The following is a 24,908-nucleotide window of genomic DNA, read 5'->3' on the forward strand; positions in this document are numbered from 1 at the left end:
AAAGAGAATGGGACAAGCTTATTTTATAACTGGGACCGGAACCGATATTGGAAAAACAGTGGTAACGAGTTTCTTGTATAAAACACTGAATCAATTAGGCGTTAAAACAATGATTTGTAAACCTTTTCAAACTGGATATAGAGAAGATATACAAGGTTATCCAGACCTCCATTGGTTTGAAACAGAATTAGGAGTGGAAAATTCAGGAATTTATCAACTTAAACCAGAAACATCTCCTCATCTCGCAATCCGATTGACTCAGCAAGAAATTGATGTACAACGGATTTTAAATCGAATTCAACAATTACAAAAAGAGTTTGATGTAGTCCTTGTAGAAGGAGCTGGAGGATTGGCTGTTCCACTAATTGAACAAAAAGCAGGTTTTTACATGACAAAAGATTTAGTAATAGATGCAGAGCTGCCGATTATCGCTGTCTCCCCTAGTGGGTTAGGTGCTATTCATGACGCTTTGACTACTTTTACATATGCACAAGCATGTCAATTAAACATCCAATCTATCATCTTTAATCGGTTTAATTATACGAATGAGATTCATCAAGATAATGTGCAAACAATTGAAAAATTAATAGCTGTTTCACCGCTTGTTTGTTTGCCAAATTTCAAAAATATACATACAGAAATGGATTCATTCATTGAAAAACTGCTTCAAAATAATCATTTTGTTACACACATTCGGGAGGTGTTTAATTGTGTCCTACACAAATAAACAATTAGAACAATGGGATAAAGAATATGTTTGGCATCCGTTCACTCAAATGAAATCGTATATTCAAAATAACCCATTAATTATTGAAAAAGGAAAAGGCAGCTACCTCTTTGATATAGAAGGAAAAGCTTACTTAGACGGATATGCCTCTCTTTGGGTCAATGTACACGGTCATAGTGATCCTGAGCTCAATTCGGCACTGCATGAACAAATCGAAAAAATTGCTCATTCTACATTACTTGGTTCAGCAAATGTGCCATCTATTTTACTTGCAAAAAAACTAGCAGAAATCACTCCAGGAAACTTATCTAAAGTGTTTTACTCAGATACAGGGTCAGCGTCTGTTGAGATTGCCTTAAAAATTGCCTATCAATACTGGCAAAATATCGATTCACAAAAATATAAGCATAAGAAGAAATTTATTTCACTTGATGAAGCTTATCATGGAGACACGATTGGAGCAGTTAGCGTTGGAGGAATGGACTTGTTCCATCGAATTTTCCAACCGCTCTTATTTGAACGAATTGCAATCCCTTCTCCATATACCTATCGAATGAATGAAATTGGCAATGAAGAAGAAGTAAAACAGTATTGCCTGAAAAGACTTGAAGAATTGTTACAGACGGAGTCCGAGCATATCGCTGGATTAATTATCGAACCTTTAGTCCAAGGAGCAGCTGGTATGATTACACAGCCACATGGATTTTTGAAAGAAGTGGAACGATTATGCCGAGCGTATGATGTATTGTTAATTTGTGATGAAGTAGCCGTAGGATTTGGTCGTACCGGAACTCTTTTTGCCTGTGAACAAGAACAGGTAGTACCTGATATTATGTGTATGGCAAAAGGTATTACAGGAGGCTATATGCCATTAGCTGCTACAATCACAAGTGATAAAGTATACAATGCCTTCCTAGGTAATCCTGAAGAACATAAAACGTTTTATCACGGCCATACATATACAGGAAACCAATTAGCCTGTTCGATTGCCATAAAAAATATTGAATTAATTGAACAAAGAGAGCTAGTCAAAGATATTCAAATAAAAGCAAAAGCATTTAGTCAATATTTATCTAAACTTTACGAGCTTCCAATTGTCGGCGATATTAGACAGCGCGGATTAATGGTCGGAATTGAAATTGTGAAGAATCGGAAATCGAAAGAAACATTTTCTGTTCATGAACCAATTGTTAATCAAATTATTATGATAGCTCGATCAAAAGGATTAATCATTCGCGAACTAGGTCCCGTTATTACGATGATGCCAGTATTAGCTATGAAACAAGAAGAACTGCAGCAAATGGTTGATATTGTCTATCAATCCATTGAAGAAGCCATAAGTCACTATACATCTGTCCAATAAATACAAATAAAATGAAAAACCCTCTTATTATATTATAAAGAAGGCTTTGTTATAGAACGTTGTTGATTTTTGACTCATTTTATCAACAATATTGTTTAACAAAACCTAAAAAAGTCAAGGTGGCTTATATGATCCACCTTGACTTTTTTCTAAGCTTGTACTTTTGTCGGTAAAACGGAAACAATTTTTTCAACTACAGCTGGCTGCACATCTTTTTCAAGTAAAATATGGACAGAACCTTTATCCTCACTCGTTCGAATTAAACGGCCAATTCCTTGTCTTAATCGTAATAACATGTACGGCATATCTACTTTTTCAAACGGCTCATCTACCGCTTTTCGTTGCGCTGTGAAAACCGGGTCATGAGGTGGGAACGGTAAAGAGAAAATGACGACATTTTCAAGCGATGATCCCGGTACATCCAACCCTTCCCATAAATGATAGGAAAGCAGAACAGACTGCTCTTCTTCTTGAAAATTTTTCACAAGTTCACTGATTTCTGCATCTCCCTCAAAATAAAACGGATAGCTGCTTTCTGAACAGTGTTTACGGAACCATTGTAATTCTTCCTTCGATTGAAAGAGAACAAGTGTCTTTCCTTCATTTTCCTCAATTGTTTTCAACGTATACTGCAGCTTATCTTGTCCTTGACTTTCTTCAAAAGCAGGCATATAAATACTCATTACCTCATCGTAATCAAATGGAGATTCGACAGAAAAACTTAAGTAATCTTGAATCCCAAGACTATCAGCAATATACTCAAACGATTGATTATCCGATAATGTAGCAGATGAGAAAATATAGGGAAGCTGTTTATTAAATACTTGCTCGGCTAAAATATCCTTTACAAGACGCGGCATAATAACGAGCGTTTTCGTTTCAGCATTTTCTTCAAACCACGTAATCGCTTGTTCGTTTCTAGCAAACAACGATAACGAATACCCAAGTTGTTCTAAATATTCTTCAACAACATTCAAATCATACTCATTAATCGTATACATTTCTGCTTCAAATACTAAACTTTCTTCCAGCTTTTCAATTTGCCGCTGAAATGTAAGAGCAAAGCTTGTTAATTGTGTCGATGAAGGAATTTCATAACGATTTGAACCGCTGACAGGAATCGCCTTTTCTTTTAAAAGGTAAAAGAATTCTTCATTAAGATCAATTAAGTCTTCAATCATAAATAAAGTTTCTTCACGTACTTGATTCGCAGATAAAAGCTCTAGCACTGTTTCTAATGTTTGCTCACCAATTTTATACGTAAGTGCTTTTTGAGCAGATAATTCAAGTAAGTGACCTTCATCAAAAACCACACAGCTATGCTCAGGCAACAATGGCAATTGACCTTCTCGTTTACGCTTCTCCTTTGTCCATACATGCTCCATAAAGAAATCATGAGAACAAATAATCAAATCCGTCGCTTTTCGATAATGGTCACGTGATAATGTTTGTCCACAACGATGACGCTTATCGCAAGTAAAGCAGTTTTGCAGCGCATCCCAACCAACTTGGCCCCAGTCTTCATCATCTAAATATGGATACTGCTTTCGATCTCCATAAGGAGTATAGGAGGTCATAGATCCCTGATTATGTACAAAGCTAGGTAATTCATCATACAATCGATCAATCCCTTCTGAATCGATATGATTGACTGCATAATCCAGTTTCTTCAAGCACACATATTGATTATGATATTTCGCTAAGCGTACATCCATCGTAATACCAAGGGCATCCTTAATCTTTTGAATATCTCCTTCTTTTTTGACAAGCTGTTCAATCAGCGTTTCATCCGCACAAGAGATAATCGCCGGTTTATTCGTATAACGCGCATAGCAAAGCGCATACAGTAAGTACACAAGGGTTTTCCCTGTTCCAACGCCTGCTTCAGCAAAGCTTATCTTCTTTTCCTTAAATGCTTTTTCTAATTGAAAAGCCATAAAAACTTGCTCATCACGTAGCTCAAAGCCTTTATCGGGAAGAATATCGTAAAAAACATCACCGATCCATTCGGAAAGTTTATCATAAAAAGAATCTTCTTTAGTAACTGGAAAAGGTAGTGTTTTAAGCATTTTTGTCTCCCCTTTGTTTAACATCTTCTCTATTTTTTATAAAGGAACAGTCAATTATTCCTATGTAGTATATATTCTAAGACAAATTTATATTATCCTTTATTTTTTTAAAATGGTCAAGATTTTTACATAATTGGACGCTAAACAGTATGATGGATTAGCAGCTTTACATAAAAAAACAGACTCCCTAATGGAGAGTCTGTCTGTGTTTTTAGAATTAAGCTTTAGTAACGTTAGAAGCTTGAGGTCCGCGTTGACCTTGTTCTACTTCAAAAGTCACGTCTTGTCCTTCTTCTAATGTTTTGAATCCTTCTCCTTGGATTGCTGAGAAATGTACGAATACATCGTCTCCACCTTCACGTTCGATGAATCCAAAACCTTTTTCTGCGTTAAACCATTTTACTTTACCTTGTTCCATTTTTGTTGCCTCCTAGTGCGCTTACGACACATTGTATTACTATCCTTGCTCATGAAATATTAAGGGCTTTCCTTAAACCTAGAACAAAAATAATTCTTCTTTAGAATAGCAGAAAAGGGAATGATAAGCAAGGTTGGAACGAATTATCAAACGCCCATAACCATATTTTTTACAAAAATTGACCTATCACCCTTTACGCGGCGGACGTTTCCCCCAGTATTGATAATAATCTGTACGAATAAACCCGTTAAAGAGCTTACGCTTCTTCGTAGCTGGCTTACCATACAATCGCTCAAAGTCTGGATGAGATGTGATGATATAGATTGACCAGGTATCCAGCTTAGCAAAGGCCTGCCCCATTTCTTGATACATCTTTTCGACTGCTTTCTTCTCTCCAATCCGCTCTCCATATGGGGGATTGCCGACAATTACACCATATTCCTTCTTCGTTGAAATATCACGCACTTGCATTTGTTTAAAATCAATGAGATCACCAAGCCCCGCTTCGACACTATTCGCCTTCGCAATCTCAACCATTCGGTGATCAATATCAGAACCAGAAATATCTAGCGGTTGATCGTACTTTGCTAAATCTTCAGCTTCTGTACGTACGTCATCCCAAATCTTCGCATCAAACCAGCCCCAGCTTTCTGATACAAACTCACGATTAAAGCCTGGTGCAATATTTTGTCCAATTAAAGCCGCTTCAATCGGAATCGTTCCTGAACCGCAGAACGGATCGATAAATGGTTTATCTGCATGCCAATTGGTTAACAAAATTAAAGCTGCAGCCATTGTTTCTTTAAGAGGAGCTTCACCTTGTCCGCTGCGATATCCCCGCTTATGTAAACCCGCCCCGGATGTATCAATCGTTAACGTGACGATATCTTTTAAAATCGCTACCTCAATTTTAAAAAGAGGACCACTTTCCGTAAACCACGATACTTGCTTATATTTATGCTTTAAGCGGTCAACGATAGCCTTTTTAACAATCGCTTGGCAGTCCGGCACACTGTATAAAGTAGATTTAACAGATTTTCCACTAACAGGAAACTCTGCATCCACCGATAAATAATCTTCCCAATTTAATGCTTTCGTTTTTTCAAATAATTCATCAAATGTAGTTGCCTTGAATTCGCCCACTTTAATTTTAACCCGATCGGCGCTTCTTAACCAAAGGTTAGAGCGAGCAATCGCCGTCGCGTCTCCCTTATATATAACTTTCCCATTGTCTACTGTACATTCATAGCCGAGATTGCGCACTTCCTTGGCTACAACAGATTCTAATCCCATTGCTGACGTGGCAATGATGTCAAATGATTTCATTTTGTATAGCACCTACTTTCCGCTTAACATGTCCGGATTCCACATTTCTAAAAATTGCACTAGCTCTGGAAAAGGGATCGGTTTAGATAAATAAAACCCTTGAATAATATCACACTTCTCCTGCTTAAGAAAGTCTAATTGTTTTTCATCTTCGACTCCTTCAGCAATAATATCTAGCTGTAGTGTTTTAGCCATCGTAATAATTGCTTTGATAATCGCGGCATCTCCTTTAACCGACATTAAATTTCGAACAAAGCTTTGATCGATTTTTAATGTATCAATTGGAAAGCGAGGAAGATAGCTAAGAGATGAATAACCTGTACCAAAATCATCAATCGATAATTTCAGACCCATTCGCTTAAGCCTCACTAACTTCTCAATAGAGTCCTCCGCATTAGGCATAATCATACTTTCTGTTAATTCTAAATCCACATTATATGGATTAATATTTGTATTTTGAATAATTCCACTTACCTTTTTCACAAAATCACTTTGACTAAAATGCACACCTGAAATATTAATCCCGATTTTAAGATTAGTATGCCCTGAAACATGTAATCGCTTAACATCTTCACAAGCTTGATTAATAACCCATTCACTAATTGGAATAATCAACCCTGTTTCTTCAGCGATTGGAATAAATTCACCTGGAGAAATATAGCCCAATTCTGAATGATGCCAACGTAAAAGTGCTTCCACTCCAGTGAGTTGTCCGGTCTTCAAAGAAGCTTGCGGCTGGTAATATAGCATTAGTTCATCATTCTCTATCGCTTTTCGCAATCCATTTTCAAGAATGATGCGCCTTGACTCATTAAGGGGCTGTAGTTCTTTATAAAATAATTCAAAATTGCTTCCGCCGTTTAATTTTGCTTTATGCATCGCTTTTTCTGCATTTTTAATCAATAGATCTACGCCATCACCATCATGTGGATATAAGGAAATACCAATGCTCGTCGTCGCATACACTTCTTGATTATCAAGGAAAAAAGGTTGCTCCAAAGCCTGTATAATATCCTCTGAAACTTGAACAGCTTCCTTCGCATGCTTAATATTCGGTAAAACGATGACAAATTCATCGCCTCCAAAACGTGCAATTAAATCTTTATTTTTTAACATCCCTTTAATACGAGAGGCAACTTTTTTTAATAATAAATCTCCATAACTATGTCCTAATGTTTCATTAATCACTTTGAATCGATCTAAATCAAGAAATAAAACAGCAAGCAATTGATTATATTTATTAGCTGTTTCAATCAACCGCAGCAACTCTTGAGATAATATATAACGATTCGTCGTACCTGTTAATGCATCATAATTGGATAACTTTTGAATTTGTTTTTCTTTTTGCTTGCGATCTGTAATATCGGAAAATACGGCTACATAATTCGTTACACGGCCATATTCATTGGAAATAGAACTAATTGTGAGCCATTCCGGGAAAATCTCACCATTCTTTCTCTTATTCCAAATCTCCCCTCTCCAATACCCTTTTTCATGAACATCCTTCCACAACGCTTGATAAAAATCAGCTTGATGGTAACCCGATTGCAAAATATTCGGGTTTTTCCCGAGTACTTCCTCTTCTAGATACCCTGTTACGATTTCAAATGCAGGATTAACAGATAGAATTTTTCCTTTGCGGTCGGTGTATAATACGCCTTCTTCAATGTTTTCATATATTTTTCTAGCAACTAATAGTTCTTGCTCTGCTCTACTTTGAAAAGAACTATTCCCAAAAGTAACTAAAAAAAGCTGTGTCGATTGACCAATCTCCGTTTTACTAATTTTAAGCTTACTCGTATAATGTTCTCCATTTTTCCGAACCATATCGAATGAATTAATATGATAAACTTCCTTCTCTAGTGCCTTGCGAATCGATAAATAGTCTTCTCTATTCGATAACAAGGACGAAAAAAATACTGTATGTAATTCAAATCCTGAATACCCTGTAATAATCTCTGCTGAACTATTACAGTCAAGAATTTTTCCATCTTGCGAAAAAACAAGTGCGCCTTCTTCCATTTGTTGCAGCGCAGATTGTAATAAAGAATAAATATCTGGAATAGTGATTTTAGATTTTATGTCTGTCACTTCCTTCAAACCCCCGATTAAATTTACACTTCTCCTTATAATAAGCGATTTTACTTATTTCGTGTAGAGGTTTAAGTACATTTACCTACTCGTTTGTGAAAGTTTAACAAACAGACAAAAACTCTCCTTACTAAAAGGAGAGTTATAGGTTGCCATTCATATATGAAGACGTTTTATAAGCCATGTTTTGTTCCTCAGTACTGCAAGCGACTTATCATCTCGTACTTTGGTGGTAATCATCTATCTACAGAAACAATTGCTTCTGTCCTTCTTCTCGTTCATTTCCGAGAAAGAAAGCGCCCCTACCATAATTTGGGTTTCTCGCTCGTGGGGTTTACCGCGTTCCACCCTTTCTATTTCTAGAAAGGCTACGTCACTGTGGCACTTTTATAGGTATTCATGCCATATCCAAAATGGACTTAGGCATTTTCCCAGCCGTCAACAGTTCAACTGTTGCCCAAGCTTATTTTTTCGCCAGGCACGAACACTACGGGCATCGCAGCCCGTGCGAGCATGGACTTTCCTCTATAGCAAAAATGCTACAGCAATTACCCAAACGTCAACATAAATAATTATATCCAACTTCATAATAAAAAACAATAGAAATTAATGACAGACTAAAAAAATCAGTCCCTAGTCAAACAATTTACTGCCAAAAACATGTTTCTCTAGATTGGATAGACGCTTCAAGATATCAAAGTTTGTTGTCCCTGGAGACGTGCTTTGTACAGGCTGTGCCGAGCGTTGGGGTGTAACAGCCTCCGCTTGTTTCTTCAACTTGAGATTTTCCTGCCTCAAGTCTTCAATTTCTTGATGAAAGGCTTCATAATCTTTTATAATCAAATCTAAAAACTGATCTACATCTTCTGGTTTATAACCGCGCATAGCTGTTTTAAAATCTTTCTCTAAAATATCTTTAGCCGTTAATTTGATCTTATCAGATAGCATAAGATTTCACCTCAATACTTTCGCTAATCATCTAATTTGATTATATTTTTTCAAATCTCTACGGATTTGTCAACGAAACTTATCATTTTTACGTGAGCTTCTAATCATATTGTTGATTTTTGGCTGATTTAAGCCAAAACTGCATAAAACAACAACATTCTTCAACAGAGCTTTACGTGAAACAATGTACGCTAACGATTAATCTGTCCACTCGCTTTCTTCAGCGGCCTGCTGAAGGTCATCTAAACTAATAATGAAAATCGGATATTCTTCTTGTTCATGACGCTTAAGCGCGGCGAAATAAGCAAACTTTGGTGACCCTTCTTTTTCTGCATCATAAACAATCAGCATAGCGTCACTTTTTTGAATCATATACTCATTTTTAATACGTAATTGCTGCGGCCCTTCATAAGGCCTTTTAAAAATAGCATCCACAAAATCAGCTCGTGCTAATATCGATTCATAGTACGCTCGATTTACCTCATTCCACGATTCTTCTTGCTTTAAAAACGGCAATAGAATCCCAAGCTTAATATTCAAGTCTTCTTGCTGCAGCTCAAAAACAACCTCAGCTGTCCACAATTCTGTTCCTAACTGCCCAGAAATAATGACCCATTCTAGCCCTTCTTCCACTAAAGGCTGCAGACGACTTCTAATCGATTTTTTTATATATTTGACCGCTTCATGATCATTCTTAAAAATACCAAATTCAAAAGCTTTATAGCCTGTCACATACAAAACCTTCATTACATGCTTTACATCCCTTTCTTATGTATGGATATAAGGGCAACGTTGCCCTTATATCAATTAGAATCCAAATGGTCTCGGTGGACAACACGGAGGTGGCGGACAACATACCATTTGTTGATTGAAGCACTGATTCACAACCGATTGTGTTTGAGGAAAATAGTGTTGATGCGTAAACACATGTTTATTAACAGTCGTTGTATGTGTTGGATGAACATGTGGAACAACCGTATTAAAGACATTTGTTTTCACTACTTGTTGAGTTGGTGAAACTTGTGCCGGAGCAACTTGTGTTGGCGCAACCTGTGTTGGTAAAGTTTGAGATGGCATAGGACCAAATTGCGCTGGCGAGACGTTAGTTGGCATAGGGCAAGGTGTTGATGGAAAATAAGGTGCTCCTCCCATCGCAGCACCTGCAACGTTTGTAGGTACCTTCCCAGGAAATGGTTTAAAGCCGCCCGAGTTACGATTAAACATATAAAAGCGTCCCCTTTCGTCTTAGTTTTGCCTTACACTTACAGACTATGAAGCGAAAGGTACACGTGTACTGATGAAAAGACCTAATTTTCCCTCATAAGAAAGAATAGAAACTCTCCTTAAACGTTATAAAAACAATAATCGTTAGGCAAAGGACAACAAAAAATAAAACTAAAATCGTTTTATACATGCTTCCAATCTCCACTTTCTTTCTATATATTTCAATACAGTAAAGTGTTAACTGTTAACCATCATGATTTCGTTTACGTTTTAGACGACTGATTCTTCTTTCAAGATCCTCTTGCCATTTGGACACTTTTTTGTTTGATACGATTTTCTCTATTTCCTGCAAGGCTTTTTCCGTATAATCAAGGGCCGAAACAATATCCTTAAATTGATGTTCGTGTAATTTTGCACATTCAATACTAGCTTCTATTCGTTGCTGCGAATTTCCATGTTTCACAATCTCTTGCCAAAGATCCAGAGCCTCTTGAAACTGCTTTTGGCGTTTTTTTTGAAAAGCAAGAGCGTGACTAGCAGTTAACCGATCTCCATTACTTCCTGACTTTCTCACTGCTTCATACGTTGAAACAGCGACTTCTTGTTCCCCAATGTAATCAAGCCAGCGAGCTACTTTAATAGATTCATCGGTGTGCCCATCCATTTGTAAAATTTGTCTCGAAATATAAATGTACAAAGAAATCAGCGATAAAATATCTAACTCATTATGCTTCAAAATTCCAAATAAAATTTCCGGATCCTTCCGCTCAACGAAATCAAAATAAATCATCGGGGCTAAATAACCAGGGATATCATTTACTCGTTCAACTCCAAGAATGTCTGTTTCAACAACGGATAATTTAACTCGCTCTAATTGATCTTTCCAAAGCCGTCTTGAAGCATGATACAAATCAAAATGACCAAACTCTGGAAGCTTCGGCACATGCTCTTTAATGAGCGTATGCTGTGTCGTTAACTGTGGCCAATCAAAAGATTTACCATTATAGGTAACGAGTGTTTCATAATTAATTCGCTCTAAAAAACTTTGATACAGCGGAATTTCATGACCTGGTTGCGGCAAAATGTGCTGTCTCACAATCACTTCTGTTTCCGTTACATAGGCATACCCGAGCAAAAAAATCGTATTTCCTGCACCACCGCTAAGCCCTGTTGTTTCAGTATCAAAAAAGAATAAATCTCCACTATCCAGCCCCTTCCCAGATAGAGGGTGATCAAAAGACACCGCGTTCCACTGGTTCATAATAGTTTGTAATTGTGAGAAAGAGTAACGACCATGCTGATAATCAAGCGGATAGCGGACTTCCCGAATAAAACAATAAGATTCATCAAAATGATAACAGCTTGTATCATTTTGACGCCATTTATCTTCATATGGAATGTCGACTTGATGGATTGCTTTTTCTTCCGACTTTGTCTGAAGCGGATTCTGCTCCACCTCTCTATTCATATGCGGCTTAAAACGATTTAATTTCGATTTTAATGACAAAATATCATACACCTCTATTTACTAATCAAATGATTAAAACTGCTTGAGCAGATCGATACATGCTTGCTTCACATTCATACCGTCTAGTTCCATCCCAACACATGATGGACAACCGTTCTCACATAAACATTGACTGATTAAATGTACAGCTGCTGCTCGAATGTCATCAAATCGCTTGTACACATCCTCTGCCAAACCAATTCCACCCGGGTAATGATCGTATAAAAAAATCGTTGGTAATCCAGTGTGATTCGCTTTAATTTGGGAAACAACATGAATATCTTGTCGATCACACATCACATGAATCGGGACAATATGCTGAAGCACATGAGCAATACCTAACAATAATTGCTCGAGCGCTTTCTCCCCTATCTCTTCGTCTACTTCTCTTAATTCAAGCCAAGTAGAGCTCGTATGCAATTCTTCTTCAGGCAAATAAATAGGACCCGAACCAATATTTTCAAATGTCGTTAAGCGGATTTTTTTAAAAATAGTCGGGAGCATATTAACAGTTACATCGCCATAATGAATCGCTGTCTGTTTCCGATTTACCGATCGATCAATCTCTAATACTTTGAGCTGAACAGCCAAGTTGGCATCCGTATAGTATTCTACATCTACTTTTCTGACGTACGCTTTTTTATGCTCCCAATCTAGCTTTTCTACTTGATACTGAATGCCTTCATGTAAATAAATCGCTTCATCATGCAGCAATGTCATTGCACTAAAACGATCCATTTCCCCGATAATAGTTACGTTCGCGACATCTGATTGGTCAATAATGACGACATTTTCCTGAGAAGCGGAACGCAAACTAATATTGGTCGCTGGAAAAGATTGATTAGCCCAATAAAATTTGTCACCATTTTGGTGTAGTACACGCTCCTCTACTAAATATTCTAGTAGTTCATCTATTTCTAGCAAACCAAACGATTCTCCTGTTCGAAAAGGTAATTCATAAGCCGCACACTTAAGATGATCTACGAGAATAATGAGATTTTCAGGATTAATTCGTGCATATTCTGGTGAACGATCAAAAAAGTAATCAGGGTTTTGCACAATATATTGATCAATTGGAGTAGAGCTCGCAACCATAATAATTAACGCTTCATCATGCCGTCTTCCTGCTCGTCCTGCTTGCTGCCAAGTACTTGCTACGCTTCCTGGATATCCTGTCATCACACACACTTGCAGCTGACCGATATCAACACCTAGTTCTAACGCATTCGTACTAACAACCCCGATAATACTTCCTTCTCGAAGTCCTTTTTCAATTTCTCGTCGCTGCTTCGGTAAATATCCTCCGCGATATCCTCTAATCGATTTGGAACCAAGTTCTTTTTTTACTAGTTCTTGTAGATGGCTTAAAATAATTTCTACTCGTACTCTGCTTCTTGCAAAAACAATCGTTTGAATATTATTTTGTAAAAATTGCTTGGCTAAATGATTCACTTCAACCGTTGCACTTTTTCTTATATTAAGCGGCTGATTCACAATCGGGGGATTATAAAAAACAAAGTGCTTTCGACCGCTTGGTGCTCCATTATCATCGATTAATCGCATCGAATGACCTGTTAATTGTTCGGCCAATTCTCTCGGATTCGCAATCGTCGCTGATGTACAAATAAAAATCGGATTACTCCCATAAAATTGACAAATTCGTTTTAAACGGCGGATTACATTCGCAACATGACTTCCGAATACACCTCGATACGTATGTAACTCATCAATAACAATATATTTTAGATTTTCAAATAAGCTCACCCATTTTGTATGGTGAGGAAGAATCGCTGAATGAAGCATATCTGGATTAGTAATGACAATGTGCCCTGCTTTTCGAACTTTTTGCCGGATAGCAGGTGATGTATCCCCATCATAGGTAAAGCTTTTAATATCGATTCCCATCTCATTAATGATGTCATTTAATTCACTTTTTTGATCTTGAGCTAGTGCTTTCGTAGGAAAGAGATAAAGAGCTCGATTTTGATTATTTTCAGCAATCGCTTGTAGAACCGGTAAGTTGTAACAAAGTGTTTTTCCAGACGCTGTTGGTGTAACAGCGACAATATGTTCTCCTTTTTGAACGGTTTGAAAAGCGCTATATTGATGCGTATATAACCTGTCGATTCCTCGCTTCTTCAAAGCCGCTTGAATACGTGAATCAACTTCATCCGGAAGCGCTTTCGTCCGCGCTTCCTTCGGTTCTATTTCATGCCAATGAATAATTTGCTCATTCATTCTTAATTCCTTAATTACATCAGAAAGTGATTTCTTCTTCATCTCCGTTACACCCCTTATTTGTACAGTGTAACGAAGATTCATTCAGATGACTAGATGTATGATTAACCATTCACTCTTCCCAGTAGATTGACATAGGTTATAGGTGAAGAAATAACCGAAAGGAGCAGTGTGATGGCCTCTTCTGATAAAAAAAACAACGATAACCAACTGTCTCGAGAGCCTTTTTCACAATTTATGCATACGATGGACCGTCTCTTTTCAGAAAAGCCTGTAAAGGGAATGCTGCAATCACTTGATGACTTCTTCGGCTCTATGAGAGAACGAAACTTTCCTATAGAGCTTTTGAATAAACCTACTTATTATCTGATTACTGCATCCCTTCCAGGAATTAAAAAAGAGCAAATCAACATTGAGCTATTGCCACAAGCTGTGACAATTACGATTACACATACGCAAAGCGAAACACTTGAACATCCCTCCTCTCGTTTCTTTCAACGAAAACAAGGAACTAGTACAGTAACTAGAACGATTCACCTACCTACCCCTATTAATGAACAAAGCGTTACTGCTTCTCATCGTGATGGAGTTCTCCAATTGAAGCTGCCTAAGTTAAAAGGAAACAAAATTAATATTCATGAATAAAAGGCAGAGGTTTATGTGCTATAACATAAACCTCTGCCTTTTTCAAAGATAAGAACATATAAAGTGAAACTTCTATCAGTGGGAGGTCTTCCTTCATCCCCCCCACTGATAGGTTAGTTGAAGCAATCTTTCCGAAAGACAAAGAACAGATCTGCCAGCCGCTTATCTTATGCTTGCGCGGCTAAACGAGCGCACCTTACACTTTTCTTATGTTAATTTAAACAAACTTCCTACTCCTTTAAATACCGATGACATTTGCGTAAATGTATTAACCATTTGCCCCGCTGTATTCATCATTTTAGTAATATCCACGGAACCATCCTGTGTTTTAAATTGATTAAGCACAGACTGAAAACCCGAAGGCTGGGCCTTTTGCATAAATTGCTGTTTAGGATAAGGATTGGAGAACGCTTGGTACGGCGGACGCTTTATTTGTGGCTGCAATGGATTGTCAAATGGATTAAATGATTGCGATGTCGGAGAATAAGACGACATTGTTGCTCCTTGCGAAGTCTGAGCCCCTCCAATATTCACCGGCTGCTGTGGATATGGTTGAAAAGAGTACGGTTCTTGTTGGATGCCACTGTGTTGATACGGCTGCATCACACTATCACCCGCTGCATGAAATGGATACGATGGCATCGGTTGAGCATGGTATTGCATCCCGTCAGAATACCCTCCCCAATAATTCGGCATCGATTGCGGATAATAACCGGGATTTGGATGTCCTTGATGATAATTCGCTCTCATCATCTTGAAAGAAACCTCCTCCATTTCCTGACATTCTTTTCTATACTATATGTGAAGAAACAACAGATAGTGAGTTAAAGTGCGGAGTCTTCTTTACCTTTTTGTGCCAATATACGCATGCTTTCCATCTTAACATTTTGTAGAATAAATAACACTGACTGCACATGACTCTTAAATCGTTTATAACTTGTTTTCGGAAAAAAAGCTTGAACAGATACATCTGTGAGGTTCTGAGCAGTCTGTTCGATCTGTTGCGGAAATAAGTGCTTAAACTCCGCTTCTTTCATCCATTGTTTTACTCTTTGCTCCCATTGTTCACAGGCGAGCTGTACTCGATCTGCAAACGGCTTAACTTCATGATAGAAATCCCTCTCTTCCCCATCCTTTCGAACCTCTTCGTAGATTGCATCTGCTTCTTTTGCCAATACAATTAATTGCTCTGTTAAATCTATCACTTTTTGGTACTCATCCATATGTTCCCCTACTTTACTTTTTTCTAATTAGCACTGTTAAATATTTTATAAATTCAACAATATCAATAAACATAGTCTTCTAAATTATAATAGAGAACAGCTCAAAAAGAAATGCAGCTGAATTCCAGCTGCATCTTGTTATTATTAATAGCCTAAACTAGGCGTTACTTGTATATTCTTAGGTACTTTCTCTAACTTTATCGAATACGCAGGACTCTGTTTTAAGGATGACTCAACTGCGTCTAATGCTTCTTGTGCTTGATTGACCATTTTATATTGCTCAGACCATAGCTTACAACGCTCTGTATTAACAGCAAGGCCATAGGATTTTTCTAAACCATCTAGGCTTGAATGAATATCTGCAATCATCGCCAACACCTCATCGATTGCAACGTTTTTATTTCTCATTTGTTCATCCCTCCCTGTCTTTACTAGTTAATACTATTCTTGTTTTGTTAGCTAAGACCTTCTTGCTTGACAAAACTAGAAGGAAATCGGCAAAAAAAGTGCTAATTCTCTATTTATCAGTTACTTCGACATTATATTAACTATTGTCTCTATATGCTGCTGTTTCTTATAATACCAATCGGTTAAGCAAACGTTTTTCATCGTTTTGGGTGCACGAAACCACTTCGGTTTAATCCTATTTCTTACATCCCATTGATCCGTTCCATCTATTGAATGATAAATAATAGGATATGTCTTTCGCAGCGTCGGTGTCATTGCTATAGGATTATGATTCCCATATTGTTCATAATCATAGCGCGCCCCCGTCGGCTCCGTTGTAAGAACAAATTGATAAAATAAAGGAAAGAGGTTAGGTGCAAATAGAAGCTCATATAGTTTCTTCCCAAGATGGATGCGGGCATCTACATCGCAAAAATTCGCAACGGAAAAACCATACAGTTGCCCGAAGCAAGTTGGAAACAAAACCGTACTGTAATGAAGCCAATCTTGCAGTAAAAATAAAACAGAATGAAAAATAAACGAGCGCTTTCGAATAACCGGCCGCTCAATAACATGCTGCTCATTAATAATTAAGGCATATACGAGCCGCTTTTCATCTCGAAGCCGCCAAAACCGCTGCCACTCTTTCTCCATGAAAGTCGTCATAAAAAAATGTTTCCCTAAATGAAACAGAGGACAATTGTATTTCTTTGAATAATGGTAGAGCAATAATTGCGGGTAAGCATCTTGAAAAATTCTCCAATTAGCTTCTTCATACGTTAAAAATAATTGGCGGCGATAGCGTTCTGTCAAAATATGTGGCAACCAGTTCCCTGCAAGATCACACATATTCCACCCTGCATTTCTAGACACTACGCCAGCCAATAAGGACCATCTAATTTCCGGATGTTTGCTAAAAAAATGCTCATAGGCCTTTGTTCTTGAGATATTATCTCTATTCCCTTTTTGCGTTAAACCTTTTATTGTGTTAAGAAGTTGCTGATTCATCTACATACCACCTATTTATGTTTTGATAGACTATGTGAGATACTATGATTAATGAAAAGAATCAAACAACGACATTACCGTCATTACATAACCATTTACGGTAAATTGTGACAATTTTATAGTTTTTTCGTAACTATTCTCTATCGTTTTGAGAAATGATTCGTTTTATTCACCTTTTTTTCACTTTTTTTGCTATCATACGATTAGGTGGAAAAGGAGGAAGAACGTTGGCCTTTCATTATCCAAATGGGCGTAAATTTATGCCGCAACCAGCTAAAATAAAACCCTCACACTCAAAAGAAATGAGCTATAGTAATCGAGGAAAAACATTGGAGGACGATTTAAACGAAACCAATCAATACTACTTAACAAATGGAATTGCTGTTATCCACAAAAAACCAACACCGATTCAAATCGTTGATGTCCATTACCCTAAAAGAAGTGCCGCAATTATTAAAGAGGCCTACTTTAAACAGGCATCAACAACTGATTATAATGGTGTATATAAAGGAAAATATATTGATTTTGAAGCGAAGGAAACAAAGAGCACAGCTTCCTTTCCATTAAAAAACTTTCATGACCATCAGATTAAACATATGCAGGCTGTTACGGCACAAGGAGGAATTGCCTTTGTCATTATGCGTTTTTCAATAACAGATACGATTTACCTTATGCCTGCAAAGGAGTTGTTCGTTTATTGGGAAAGAATGCATGCCGGCGGGCGTAAATCCATTACAATCCAAGAGGTGGAGACAACCTCAACAAAGATTCCTCTTGGCTTTCAACCAAGAATTGACTATATTAAAGTAATAGATTTACTTATTAAAGAAAATTTTTAGTATGTTTGTTTAGAAAGGCAGGTTAGCATCATGGATGAAAAATATACAACGCGAGGCGAACGACGTCGTAAACAAGCGGAAAAACAGAAAAAGGAATCCAAAGGCCCTAAACAGCCTAAAACGTTGCTCAAACGAATTTTTCTGACTCTCGTAACGATTGGAATTGTCGTTCTACTCGCTGGATTAGGAACTTTAGCTTATTTTATTAGCGATGCTCCAAAATTAGATGAAAGCTTGTTAAAAGATCCCGTTTCTTCAAAAATTAGAGATGTGAACGGCGAATTATTAGCTGAAGTCGGTAAAGAAAAGCGCGATTACGTCAATTATGAAGACATTCCAGATCTCGTTGAAAACGCCTTTTTAGCAACGGAAGACAGTCGATTTTATAAACATAACGGGGTCGATTTTCTTCGTTTCACTAGCGCTGTTATGGCTAATATCACTAGCGGATTTGGGTCACAAGGTGGTAGTACGATTACGCAACAGGTCGTCAAACGTTCTTATCTAACACCAGATAAAACGATTAAACGAAAAGTACAAGAAATGTGGTTATCTATTCAACTTGAACGTAAATATACAAAAGAAGAAATTTTAGAAATGTATGTCAATAAAATCTGGTTCGCTAACAATGCAAATGGGATTTTAACGGCTGCTAAAACATATTATGGAAAAGATTTAGATGAATTAGAATTACATGAAGCAGCAATGCTTGTGGGTCTTCCTCAAAGCCCAAGTCGCTATGAACCATACGGACACCCAGATCGAGCAAAAGAACGCCGCGATGTAGTGTTGCATTTAATGAATAAGCATGGATACATTTCAGATGAAGAAATGAAAAATGCTCAAAGCAAGAGCATTGAAGACGGACTAAAACCAAAAGATACAAGTCAAGTGGACACAACGCCTTATGATGCCTTTGTCGATTTAGTGATCGAGGAAGTGCAAGAAATGGGCGACTATAACATCTTTACAGATGGACTTGAGATCTATACAACGATTGATAAAGATGCTCAAGAATATGTCTTTAATCTATTAAATAACGATGATATCATCAGCTATCCAAACGAAACCCTTCAAGCTGGTATTACGCTGCTCGACACACAAACAGGCGAAATACGAGCTATAGGCGGCGGACGCAATACAAGTGTAAAACGCGGTTGGAACTATGCAACAGATACGAAGCGTTCTCCGGGTTCAACAATTAAACCGGTTATTGACTACGGCCCAGCGGTTGAATATTTAAACTGGTCTACGTATCATCAAATTACCGATGAACCATACGCGTATAGCGATGGCACGCCACTTAAAAACGCATCTGGTCGTCATTACGGTACGATGACCATTCGTGAGGCATTAGGCCGTTCATTGAATATTCCTGCTGTAAAAACATTGCAAGAAGTAGGTTTAGACAATGCTAAACAATTTACTACCAATCTAGGCATCTCCTTCCCAAAAGAAGGAATTGTTGAATCATCTGCAATCGGTGGTGGAATGGAAGTTTCTACATTAGACTTAGCCGGTGCTTATAGCGCCTTCGGAAATAACGGTATCTATAATAAGCCGCATACGATTAAGAAAATCGTTTTACGCGATAAAACAGAAATTAAAAATAAAACCGTATCAGAGCCGGTTATGAAAGATTCAACAGCTTTCATCATTTCAAATATGTTGAAGAGTGTTCTTTCAGAAAGCTACGGTACTGGTCAACTTGCGAATATTCCTGGTCTTCCAGTAGCCGGTAAAACAGGATCAACAAACTTTACTCCAGCTGAACGAGCGGCACATAATATTCCATCTTCGGCTGTAAAAGACAGTTGGATGGCCGGATATACAACAAACTATACGCTCACGGTTTGGGCTGGATATAATAATAATTCAAAAGAGGATTTTGATTATCTCGGGGAATCCTCTCAAAGAATACCGAAGTATATTTTCAAAAACATCATGCAATACGTGTCAAATGGAAAACAAACTGAAGACTTTAAACAGCCAAGCAGTGTCGTAAAAGTAGGCATTATTAAAGGGTCAAATCCCGCTGTAAAGGCTAACCAATACACGCCTAGCGATCAAATAACTTATGAGTACTATGTAAAAGGACACGAACCAAAACAAGTCACAACAGAGTATACTAAAGAAACAGAAGAAGAAAAGGAAAAGGAAAAGGAAAAAGAAAAAGAATCCAATGCACCATCAGGTGTATCCGCAACCTATAATGCTGAAAGTAACGCTATTAATGTATCATGGGGCTATCCAAAACCAGAAGACTCCCCTCAATTCGAGGTAAGAGTATCTGTCGATGGTGGAGCTTCAACCGTTCTTTCGTCAACAAAGGATATGGGCTTCACAATGAATGGTCCTACACCTGGTAGTACGTATACATTCTCAGTCGTTGCTACTGTGAATGGACAATCTAGTAAACCTGTTTCAGCTTCCGTTTCAATACCTGATGGTTCAGAGGAAGAAGAACTAATTGACGAAGATCCTGAACTGGAGGATGGTTCAGAAGAAACTCCTGAAGAAACGAACCCTGAGCAAGAACAGCCAGATGATGTCACACCACCAGGCCAAGAGAATAATAATCCAGAAACTACCCCAGACAACCCAGGACAAAATAATGGGAATGGGAACGGTAATGGAAATGGCAATAGTAATGGAAATGGTTCCAATAATAAGCCAGGAAATCAAGAAGATGATAAAGAAGATGGTGCAGTAGAAGAAGAAACAACAGATTCCGGTGAAACGGACCAAAGCCAATAATCAAATAAAAAATCGCCTAGGCTCACTGCCTTAGGCGATTTTTTATTTGATGCTTTACATAGTGCTTTTCTAATTCGCGAAACAATTCGCTCAGTTGAACAAAAGCATGATAACGTGCTGGACCTTTCATAATAAAGGTTAAACGTTCTACTGCATTCACTGGTTTAATATCAAGTGCATCGACGTGTAATGGCCAATCCTGCAGATACACAGGCTTACCATGCACCCAAAACAACATCATAAATAAAAGAGAGATTCCCTCTTTCATCGGCTCCAGAGCCCGTTTAGCTTGCCGTTCCGTAAAGTAGGTACGACAAGACTCCTCTATTTCTTTCCACTTCCCCAAAAGATCAGGGATATGTTTATGAACATGTTCCCATGGTTTATATGCCTCTATTCCAGCAAAAAAAGCAACGTCATAAGGAAATAGTATATACTCATCCAATTCTCTCCACTCTTGTATATCCCGAACAGGCACAACGATTTCTGGTTCAGAAAAAAACAAAGAACATTGCAGTTCTATTGGAACACGTAACCAACCCGTTCCACTCATGGAGCTATAACCTTTTTCATTCGTTTCTTTCCTTCTCGACACAAGTCAAGCAACGGACATGTCTTACATTGCGGTGATTGTGCTTTGCAATGATAACGGCCAAAAAAAATAAGTCGATGATGCGTAATCGACCATTCTTCACGTGGAATTTTTTTCATTAACGTTTTTTCTACTTCCAATACGCTATCCTTCCAGCGACAAATACCAAGACGCTTGGACACTCTTTCAACATGAGTATCCACAGCCATAGCCGGAATACCAAATGCAACGGAAACAACGACATTGGCTGTTTTACGGCCTACACCAGGTAAGTTCGTTAATTCATCGCGATCCTGTGGCACCTCTCTTCCATAATCCTCAATTAACATTTTAGAGAGCTTTTGAATATTTTTTGCTTTATTCCGATATAGTCCAATAGAGCGAATATCATTTTCCAGCTCTTCAAGCGGCACACTCAAATAATCTTCCGGTGTTTTATATTTTTGAAATAAATCCTTCGTTACTTTATTGACGAGCGCATCTGTACATTGCGCTGATAAAGCAACCGCAATGACCAATTCAAACGGATTTGAATGATTGAGCTCACAATGGGCATCTGGATACATATCGGCCATAACATCCAAACAATGGCGAATTTGAGCTTTCGTTAACATAGATACTCTCCTTTTTATTGTTCAAGCCAATTATAAAACGGTATATCTTTTACAGAAGATGTTTGCTCTTGTGGCTCTTGTGTGCGATTTCGTTTTTGGTAGGCTCTAAATTTCTGTGTTTGTTTACGTACTTGTTCTAGTGTTTTTATTCCATTCTTCTTCCATTCAAATAAAATTCGATCAATATAGCGGAAGTTTATTTTTCCTGAAATGACCGCTTCTCTTAAAGCTGCTTTAATAATATCCGGCTCATGACCATCATCTATCCACATAGCCAATGTTTCACATTCAAATGGAGATAGAGGCCGGCCAAATTCTTGTTCTACAATTGTATAAAGGCTCTCGCTTGATTGTTGAGCTTCAAGCGCTTCCTCTTTTTTTAATGTTAATAAAAAGCTCGTCAGCATTTTTTCATATAATGGCTCTAAAGTATATTTCTCATTTCCAAATTCCTGACTCTTCTCTACTTCTATTCCAATACAGCCTTTTTGTATTAAGCTTTGAATTAAAAACAGACATTCCGATTCCTGAAATGTCATAACTTCTGATAATTGAGAAGGAGTTGGAAAGGAATTCCCTTTTTCTGTGAAGTTTTGAAGTTGAAGTAAAAGGACAAGTTCCTGTTCATTTAACCCCATGATTTTATAATGAGTTAATAAGTAAGTTGGAATGGTAAGCGTTCCTTGCTTAAACCACGCTTGCAGTTGATCTTTTATCATATATTTGAACACCTCCATTTCAGTATAACATGAATCACAGCATTCGAATAAGCGGATAATTTTAACGAGAAAAGCCGATCGCGGTTCATTTTTCACAAGACGTTGCTAACTAACATTGACTCATATGATTTTTAAGCTTCTGCGTGTGAAACTAATGCTTCACGCGCCTTTAATAAACCAAAAAAGCTTGCAGGTTTGTTACAGCCTGCAAGCTTTTCAATAAGTATTATTATGCTAATTTATTTGTAACAAATGTATGAATTCTTTCAACGGCTTTTTCCAACTGCTCAAGAGATGTTGCATAAGATAAACGAATGTTATCAGGCGCACCGAAACCAGAGCCAGGAATAACAGCAACAAGCGCTTCTTCTAATAACGCTTTTACGAAATCATCAACATTGCTATATCCAGTTAATTTAGCTGCTTCTTTTACATTCGGGAATAAGTAGAACGCACCTTGAGGCTTAATACATGTTACGCCTGGAATTTCTACTAATTTAGCATGAATTGTATTTAGACGACTTTCAAATGCTTGACGCATTTCTTCAACTGGTGCTTGTGTGCCTTCATAAGCAGCAATTGCTCCGTATTGAGCTGTTGTTGTAGGATTAGATGTGCTATGGCTCGCTAAATTTGTCATCGCTTTAATGATTGCTTCATTTCCTACAGCGTATCCAATTCTCCAGCCCGTCATTGAATGAGATTTAGATACCCCATTAATGATGATTGTTTGTTCTTTTAATTGTGGTGAAAGCTGTGCAATTGATACATGTTGTGCACCACCGTAAACCAATTTCTCATAAATTTCATCAGATACGATTAGAATATCGTGTGCTAAACATACTTCTCCTAGAGCTTGTAACTCTTCTTTCGTATAAAGCATACCAGTTGGGTTACTTGGTGAATTAATGATAATTGCTTTTGTACGGTCTGTGATAGCTGCTTCTAACTGCTCTTTTGTAATTTTGTATTGATTTTCCTCTTTTCCTTCTACATATACAGGTGTTCCTTCTGCTAATTTAATTTGTTCAGGATAGCTTACCCAATATGGAGTCGGAACAATCACTTCATCGCCTTCATCCAGAATCGCTTGGAATAATGTATATAAAGCATGCTTCGCACCAGTACCAACGATTATTTCAGATGGTGTATAGTCTAAGCCTTGATCTTTCTTTAATTTAGCAATAATTGCTTCTTTTAACTTTGGTAAACCAGCAGATGGCGTATACTTTGTTTGTCCCTCATTCATTGATTGAACCGCTGCTTCAATAATATGAGCTGGTGTATTATAATCTGGTTCCCCTGCTCCTAGTCCAATAATATCTAGTCCTTGAGCTTTTAGTTCTTTTGCTTTTGCTGTAATAGCCAATGTAGTAGATGGTGTTAATGCTTGAACTCGTTTTGCTAATTTCATAATAAAAAAAATCCTCCATTCTATATACTGCGATAATATTTAAGCCATTCACCTGTTTTAAAATCGTAATAATCGTAGTTATAGCTATTGGATTCGTCTAAATACGTCACTTCCCAAAGTGGCACATTTTTTTCCATTCCAAGCTTAACAGATACAATCTCAGCAGGATTACGGTTTTTCTTAACCTTTGAAAGTATGTCTTCTTTAGACTTACCATTGCGAGCATGTTCAACGACAACTTTTTGTTTATCGTTTTCGGGAATCCACACGATTTGCTTATCTCCACCGCTTGTTGTACCGACGACTACTGAATAAGACTCGTGTCCATTATACAGGTAAAATTCATCCATCTTTTTTATTCCCGCTTTTTCTTCTGCTGTTGCAAACGCAATGTCTGCCGCCTCATTTTTCGGTTGTAATGCTCTAATATAAGCACCCGCCACGAAGACGAGAAAACAAACAACAAGAACAGAAGAAATGATTAACCACTTTTTCAATCTCTTCCCTCTTTCTATGTACGATAAATGGTAAAGATAGCCTGTTTTTGATCTTCTGAATCCAATGCCAACCTAAACATTAAATCTTGTTTTTTCAAATTCCGATTCAATGCATCGACAATTTTATATAAATCAGGTGAAGTTTGCACCTTGACCGTTGAAATCACTTCAATTTTGCCCTCCATGAAAGTCCATTCTCCAATCACCTGAAAATTGTCAATAATTACTGTCAGATTAAGGGG

General features: G+C 37.6%; 24 protein-coding genes and 1 other RNA gene. 5 read left to right on the forward strand and 20 right to left on the reverse strand.

What is annotated here, in order from left to right; genetic code table 11:
* The first annotated feature begins 7 nt into the window (after positions 1 to 7).
* Positions 8 to 727, forward strand: a complete 720-nt coding sequence (bioD, locus tag D1953_RS01075; RefSeq protein WP_119115300.1) for a dethiobiotin synthase — start codon at positions 8 to 10, stop codon at positions 725 to 727.
* Positions 711 to 2,090, forward strand: a complete 1,380-nt coding sequence (gene bioA / locus D1953_RS01080; protein WP_119115301.1) for an adenosylmethionine--8-amino-7-oxononanoate transaminase — start codon at positions 711 to 713, stop codon at positions 2,088 to 2,090. The genes bioD and bioA overlap by 17 nt, the downstream gene beginning before the upstream one ends.
* A gap of 149 nt (positions 2,091 to 2,239) precedes the next feature.
* Here the strand turns inward: bioA and D1953_RS01085 are convergent, their stop codons facing one another.
* The 10 genes from D1953_RS01085 to D1953_RS01130 form a co-directional block, all read right to left on the reverse strand.
* Positions 2,240 to 4,159, reverse strand: a complete 1,920-nt coding sequence (locus tag D1953_RS01085) for an ATP-dependent DNA helicase (RefSeq protein ID WP_119115302.1) — start codon at positions 4,157 to 4,159, stop codon at positions 2,240 to 2,242.
* Positions 4,160 to 4,376: 217 nt separating this feature from the next.
* Positions 4,377 to 4,577, reverse strand: coding sequence for a cold-shock protein (locus D1953_RS01090; protein WP_119115303.1), 201 nt, complete (start codon positions 4,575 to 4,577; stop codon positions 4,377 to 4,379).
* 186 nt (positions 4,578 to 4,763) lie between these two features.
* Positions 4,764 to 5,903 carry a THUMP domain-containing class I SAM-dependent RNA methyltransferase gene (locus D1953_RS01095; RefSeq protein WP_119115304.1) on the reverse strand — a complete coding sequence of 380 codons (1,140 nt, stop codon included), beginning with the start codon at positions 5,901 to 5,903 and terminating at the stop codon, positions 4,764 to 4,766.
* 12 nt (positions 5,904 to 5,915) lie between these two features.
* A complete protein-coding gene (locus D1953_RS01100) occupies positions 5,916 to 7,994 on the reverse strand; it encodes a sensor domain-containing protein (protein WP_245979811.1) in 2,079 nt (692 codons plus the stop codon).
* A 171-nt stretch (positions 7,995 to 8,165) separates the two neighbouring features.
* Positions 8,166 to 8,554, reverse strand: an RNA gene (gene rnpB, locus D1953_RS01105) — RNase P RNA component class B.
* A 73-nt stretch (positions 8,555 to 8,627) separates the two neighbouring features.
* Positions 8,628 to 8,942 (reverse strand): cell division regulator GpsB, encoded by a 315-nt coding sequence (gene gpsB / locus D1953_RS01110; protein WP_119115305.1) that lies wholly within the window; start codon positions 8,940 to 8,942, stop codon positions 8,628 to 8,630.
* A 198-nt stretch (positions 8,943 to 9,140) separates the two neighbouring features.
* Positions 9,141 to 9,689 (reverse strand): SLOG family protein, encoded by a 549-nt coding sequence (locus D1953_RS01115; RefSeq protein ID WP_119115306.1) that lies wholly within the window; start codon positions 9,687 to 9,689, stop codon positions 9,141 to 9,143.
* 60 nt (positions 9,690 to 9,749) lie between these two features.
* Complete coding sequence (locus tag D1953_RS22130; RefSeq protein ID WP_425454237.1) at positions 9,750 to 10,166, reverse strand: CotD family spore coat protein; 417 nt, start codon at positions 10,164 to 10,166, stop codon at positions 9,750 to 9,752.
* A 244-nt stretch (positions 10,167 to 10,410) separates the two neighbouring features.
* Positions 10,411 to 11,673 carry a ribonuclease H-like domain-containing protein gene (locus D1953_RS01125; RefSeq protein WP_119115307.1) on the reverse strand — a complete coding sequence of 421 codons (1,263 nt, stop codon included), beginning with the start codon at positions 11,671 to 11,673 and terminating at the stop codon, positions 10,411 to 10,413.
* A gap of 33 nt (positions 11,674 to 11,706) precedes the next feature.
* Complete coding sequence (locus D1953_RS01130) at positions 11,707 to 13,953, reverse strand: DEAD/DEAH box helicase (protein WP_119115308.1); 2,247 nt, start codon at positions 13,951 to 13,953, stop codon at positions 11,707 to 11,709.
* A gap of 132 nt (positions 13,954 to 14,085) precedes the next feature.
* On the opposite strand from D1953_RS01130, the gene D1953_RS01135 reads away from it, so the two are divergent.
* Positions 14,086 to 14,556 (forward strand): Hsp20/alpha crystallin family protein, encoded by a 471-nt coding sequence (locus D1953_RS01135; protein ID WP_119115309.1) that lies wholly within the window; start codon positions 14,086 to 14,088, stop codon positions 14,554 to 14,556.
* 207 nt (positions 14,557 to 14,763) lie between these two features.
* Here D1953_RS01135 and D1953_RS01140 read toward each other — a convergent pair whose 3' ends face one another.
* From D1953_RS01140 to D1953_RS01155, 4 genes are all read right to left on the reverse strand, one after another.
* Positions 14,764 to 15,309 (reverse strand): YppG family protein, encoded by a 546-nt coding sequence (locus D1953_RS01140; RefSeq protein ID WP_245979814.1) that lies wholly within the window; start codon positions 15,307 to 15,309, stop codon positions 14,764 to 14,766.
* 71 nt (positions 15,310 to 15,380) lie between these two features.
* Positions 15,381 to 15,779: a YppE family protein gene (locus tag D1953_RS01145; protein ID WP_119115310.1), complete on the reverse strand. Its 399-nt coding sequence runs from the start codon at positions 15,777 to 15,779 to the stop codon at positions 15,381 to 15,383.
* Between the two features lie 144 nt (positions 15,780 to 15,923).
* Complete coding sequence (locus tag D1953_RS01150; protein ID WP_119115311.1) at positions 15,924 to 16,187, reverse strand: hypothetical protein; 264 nt, start codon at positions 16,185 to 16,187, stop codon at positions 15,924 to 15,926.
* Positions 16,188 to 16,307: 120 nt separating this feature from the next.
* Entirely contained in the window at positions 16,308 to 17,234 is a 927-nt protein-coding gene (locus D1953_RS01155; protein WP_119115312.1) for a DUF2515 family protein, read from the reverse strand.
* A 227-nt stretch (positions 17,235 to 17,461) separates the two neighbouring features.
* Between D1953_RS01155 and recU the strand changes: the two genes are divergently transcribed.
* Both recU and D1953_RS01165 read left to right on the forward strand, forming a co-directional pair.
* A complete protein-coding gene (gene recU, locus D1953_RS01160; RefSeq protein WP_119115313.1) occupies positions 17,462 to 18,073 on the forward strand; it encodes a Holliday junction resolvase RecU in 612 nt (203 codons plus the stop codon).
* Between the two features lie 30 nt (positions 18,074 to 18,103).
* Positions 18,104 to 20,830 carry a PBP1A family penicillin-binding protein gene (locus D1953_RS01165; protein WP_119115314.1) on the forward strand — a complete coding sequence of 909 codons (2,727 nt, stop codon included), beginning with the start codon at positions 18,104 to 18,106 and terminating at the stop codon, positions 20,828 to 20,830.
* 22 nt (positions 20,831 to 20,852) lie between these two features.
* On the opposite strand, the gene D1953_RS01170 is transcribed toward D1953_RS01165, so the two are convergent.
* From D1953_RS01170 to D1953_RS01195, 6 genes are all read right to left on the reverse strand, one after another.
* Positions 20,853 to 21,383 (reverse strand): YpoC family protein, encoded by a 531-nt coding sequence (locus tag D1953_RS01170; protein ID WP_119115315.1) that lies wholly within the window; start codon positions 21,381 to 21,383, stop codon positions 20,853 to 20,855.
* A complete protein-coding gene (gene nth / locus D1953_RS01175) occupies positions 21,380 to 22,036 on the reverse strand; it encodes an endonuclease III (RefSeq protein WP_119115316.1) in 657 nt (218 codons plus the stop codon). The genes D1953_RS01170 and nth overlap by 4 nt, the downstream gene beginning before the upstream one ends.
* A gap of 14 nt (positions 22,037 to 22,050) precedes the next feature.
* A complete protein-coding gene (locus D1953_RS01180) occupies positions 22,051 to 22,755 on the reverse strand; it encodes a DnaD domain-containing protein (RefSeq protein WP_119115317.1) in 705 nt (234 codons plus the stop codon).
* 229 nt (positions 22,756 to 22,984) lie between these two features.
* Positions 22,985 to 24,169 (reverse strand): pyridoxal phosphate-dependent aminotransferase, encoded by a 1,185-nt coding sequence (locus D1953_RS01185; protein WP_119115318.1) that lies wholly within the window; start codon positions 24,167 to 24,169, stop codon positions 22,985 to 22,987.
* Positions 24,170 to 24,189: 20 nt separating this feature from the next.
* Positions 24,190 to 24,666 carry a cell wall elongation regulator TseB-like domain-containing protein gene (locus D1953_RS01190; protein WP_119115319.1) on the reverse strand — a complete coding sequence of 159 codons (477 nt, stop codon included), beginning with the start codon at positions 24,664 to 24,666 and terminating at the stop codon, positions 24,190 to 24,192.
* Positions 24,667 to 24,680: 14 nt separating this feature from the next.
* Positions 24,681 to 24,851, reverse strand: a complete 171-nt coding sequence (locus D1953_RS01195; RefSeq protein WP_119115320.1) for a YpmA family protein — start codon at positions 24,849 to 24,851, stop codon at positions 24,681 to 24,683.
* Positions 24,852 to 24,908 lie beyond the last annotated feature (57 nt).

It is taken from the genome of Peribacillus asahii, from assembly GCF_003570725.1.
In the GTDB taxonomy this organism is placed as follows: domain Bacteria; phylum Bacillota; class Bacilli; order Bacillales; family DSM-1321; genus Peribacillus; species Peribacillus asahii.

What these genes read in the sequence shown, in the direction of transcription:
- bioD (WP_119115300.1), top strand. Translation starts at nt 8, where the DNA reads ATGGGACAAGCTTATTTTATAACTGGGACCGGAACCGATATTGGAAAA.
- D1953_RS01085 (WP_119115302.1), bottom strand. Translation starts at nt 4,159, where the DNA reads ATGCTTAAAACACTACCTTTTCCAGTTACTAAAGAAGATTCTTTTTAT.
- D1953_RS01090 (WP_119115303.1), bottom strand. Translation starts at nt 4,577, where the DNA reads ATGGAACAAGGTAAAGTAAAATGGTTTAACGCAGAAAAAGGTTTTGGA.
- D1953_RS01095 (WP_119115304.1), bottom strand. Translation starts at nt 5,903, where the DNA reads ATGAAATCATTTGACATCATTGCCACGTCAGCAATGGGATTAGAATCT.
- gpsB (WP_119115305.1), bottom strand. Translation starts at nt 8,942, where the DNA reads ATGCTATCTGATAAGATCAAATTAACGGCTAAAGATATTTTAGAGAAA.
- D1953_RS01115 (WP_119115306.1), bottom strand. Translation starts at nt 9,689, where the DNA reads ATGAAGGTTTTGTATGTGACAGGCTATAAAGCTTTTGAATTTGGTATT.
- D1953_RS22130 (WP_425454237.1), bottom strand. Translation starts at nt 10,166, where the DNA reads ATGTTTAATCGTAACTCGGGCGGCTTTAAACCATTTCCTGGGAAGGTA.
- D1953_RS01130 (WP_119115308.1), bottom strand. Translation starts at nt 13,953, where the DNA reads ATGAAGAAGAAATCACTTTCTGATGTAATTAAGGAATTAAGAATGAAT.
- D1953_RS01135 (WP_119115309.1), top strand. Translation starts at nt 14,086, where the DNA reads ATGGCCTCTTCTGATAAAAAAAACAACGATAACCAACTGTCTCGAGAG.
- D1953_RS01140 (WP_245979814.1), bottom strand. Translation starts at nt 15,309, where the DNA reads ATGATGAGAGCGAATTATCATCAAGGACATCCAAATCCCGGTTATTAT.
- D1953_RS01145 (WP_119115310.1), bottom strand. Translation starts at nt 15,779, where the DNA reads ATGGATGAGTACCAAAAAGTGATAGATTTAACAGAGCAATTAATTGTA.
- D1953_RS01150 (WP_119115311.1), bottom strand. Translation starts at nt 16,187, where the DNA reads ATGAGAAATAAAAACGTTGCAATCGATGAGGTGTTGGCGATGATTGCA.
- D1953_RS01155 (WP_119115312.1), bottom strand. Translation starts at nt 17,234, where the DNA reads ATGAATCAGCAACTTCTTAACACAATAAAAGGTTTAACGCAAAAAGGG.
- D1953_RS01165 (WP_119115314.1), top strand. Translation starts at nt 18,104, where the DNA reads ATGGATGAAAAATATACAACGCGAGGCGAACGACGTCGTAAACAAGCG.
- D1953_RS01170 (WP_119115315.1), bottom strand. Translation starts at nt 21,383, where the DNA reads ATGAGTGGAACGGGTTGGTTACGTGTTCCAATAGAACTGCAATGTTCT.
- nth (WP_119115316.1), bottom strand. Translation starts at nt 22,036, where the DNA reads ATGTTAACGAAAGCTCAAATTCGCCATTGTTTGGATGTTATGGCCGAT.
- D1953_RS01180 (WP_119115317.1), bottom strand. Translation starts at nt 22,755, where the DNA reads ATGATAAAAGATCAACTGCAAGCGTGGTTTAAGCAAGGAACGCTTACC.
- D1953_RS01185 (WP_119115318.1), bottom strand. Translation starts at nt 24,169, where the DNA reads ATGAAATTAGCAAAACGAGTTCAAGCATTAACACCATCTACTACATTG.
- D1953_RS01195 (WP_119115320.1), bottom strand. Translation starts at nt 24,851, where the DNA reads ATGGAGGGCAAAATTGAAGTGATTTCAACGGTCAAGGTGCAAACTTCA.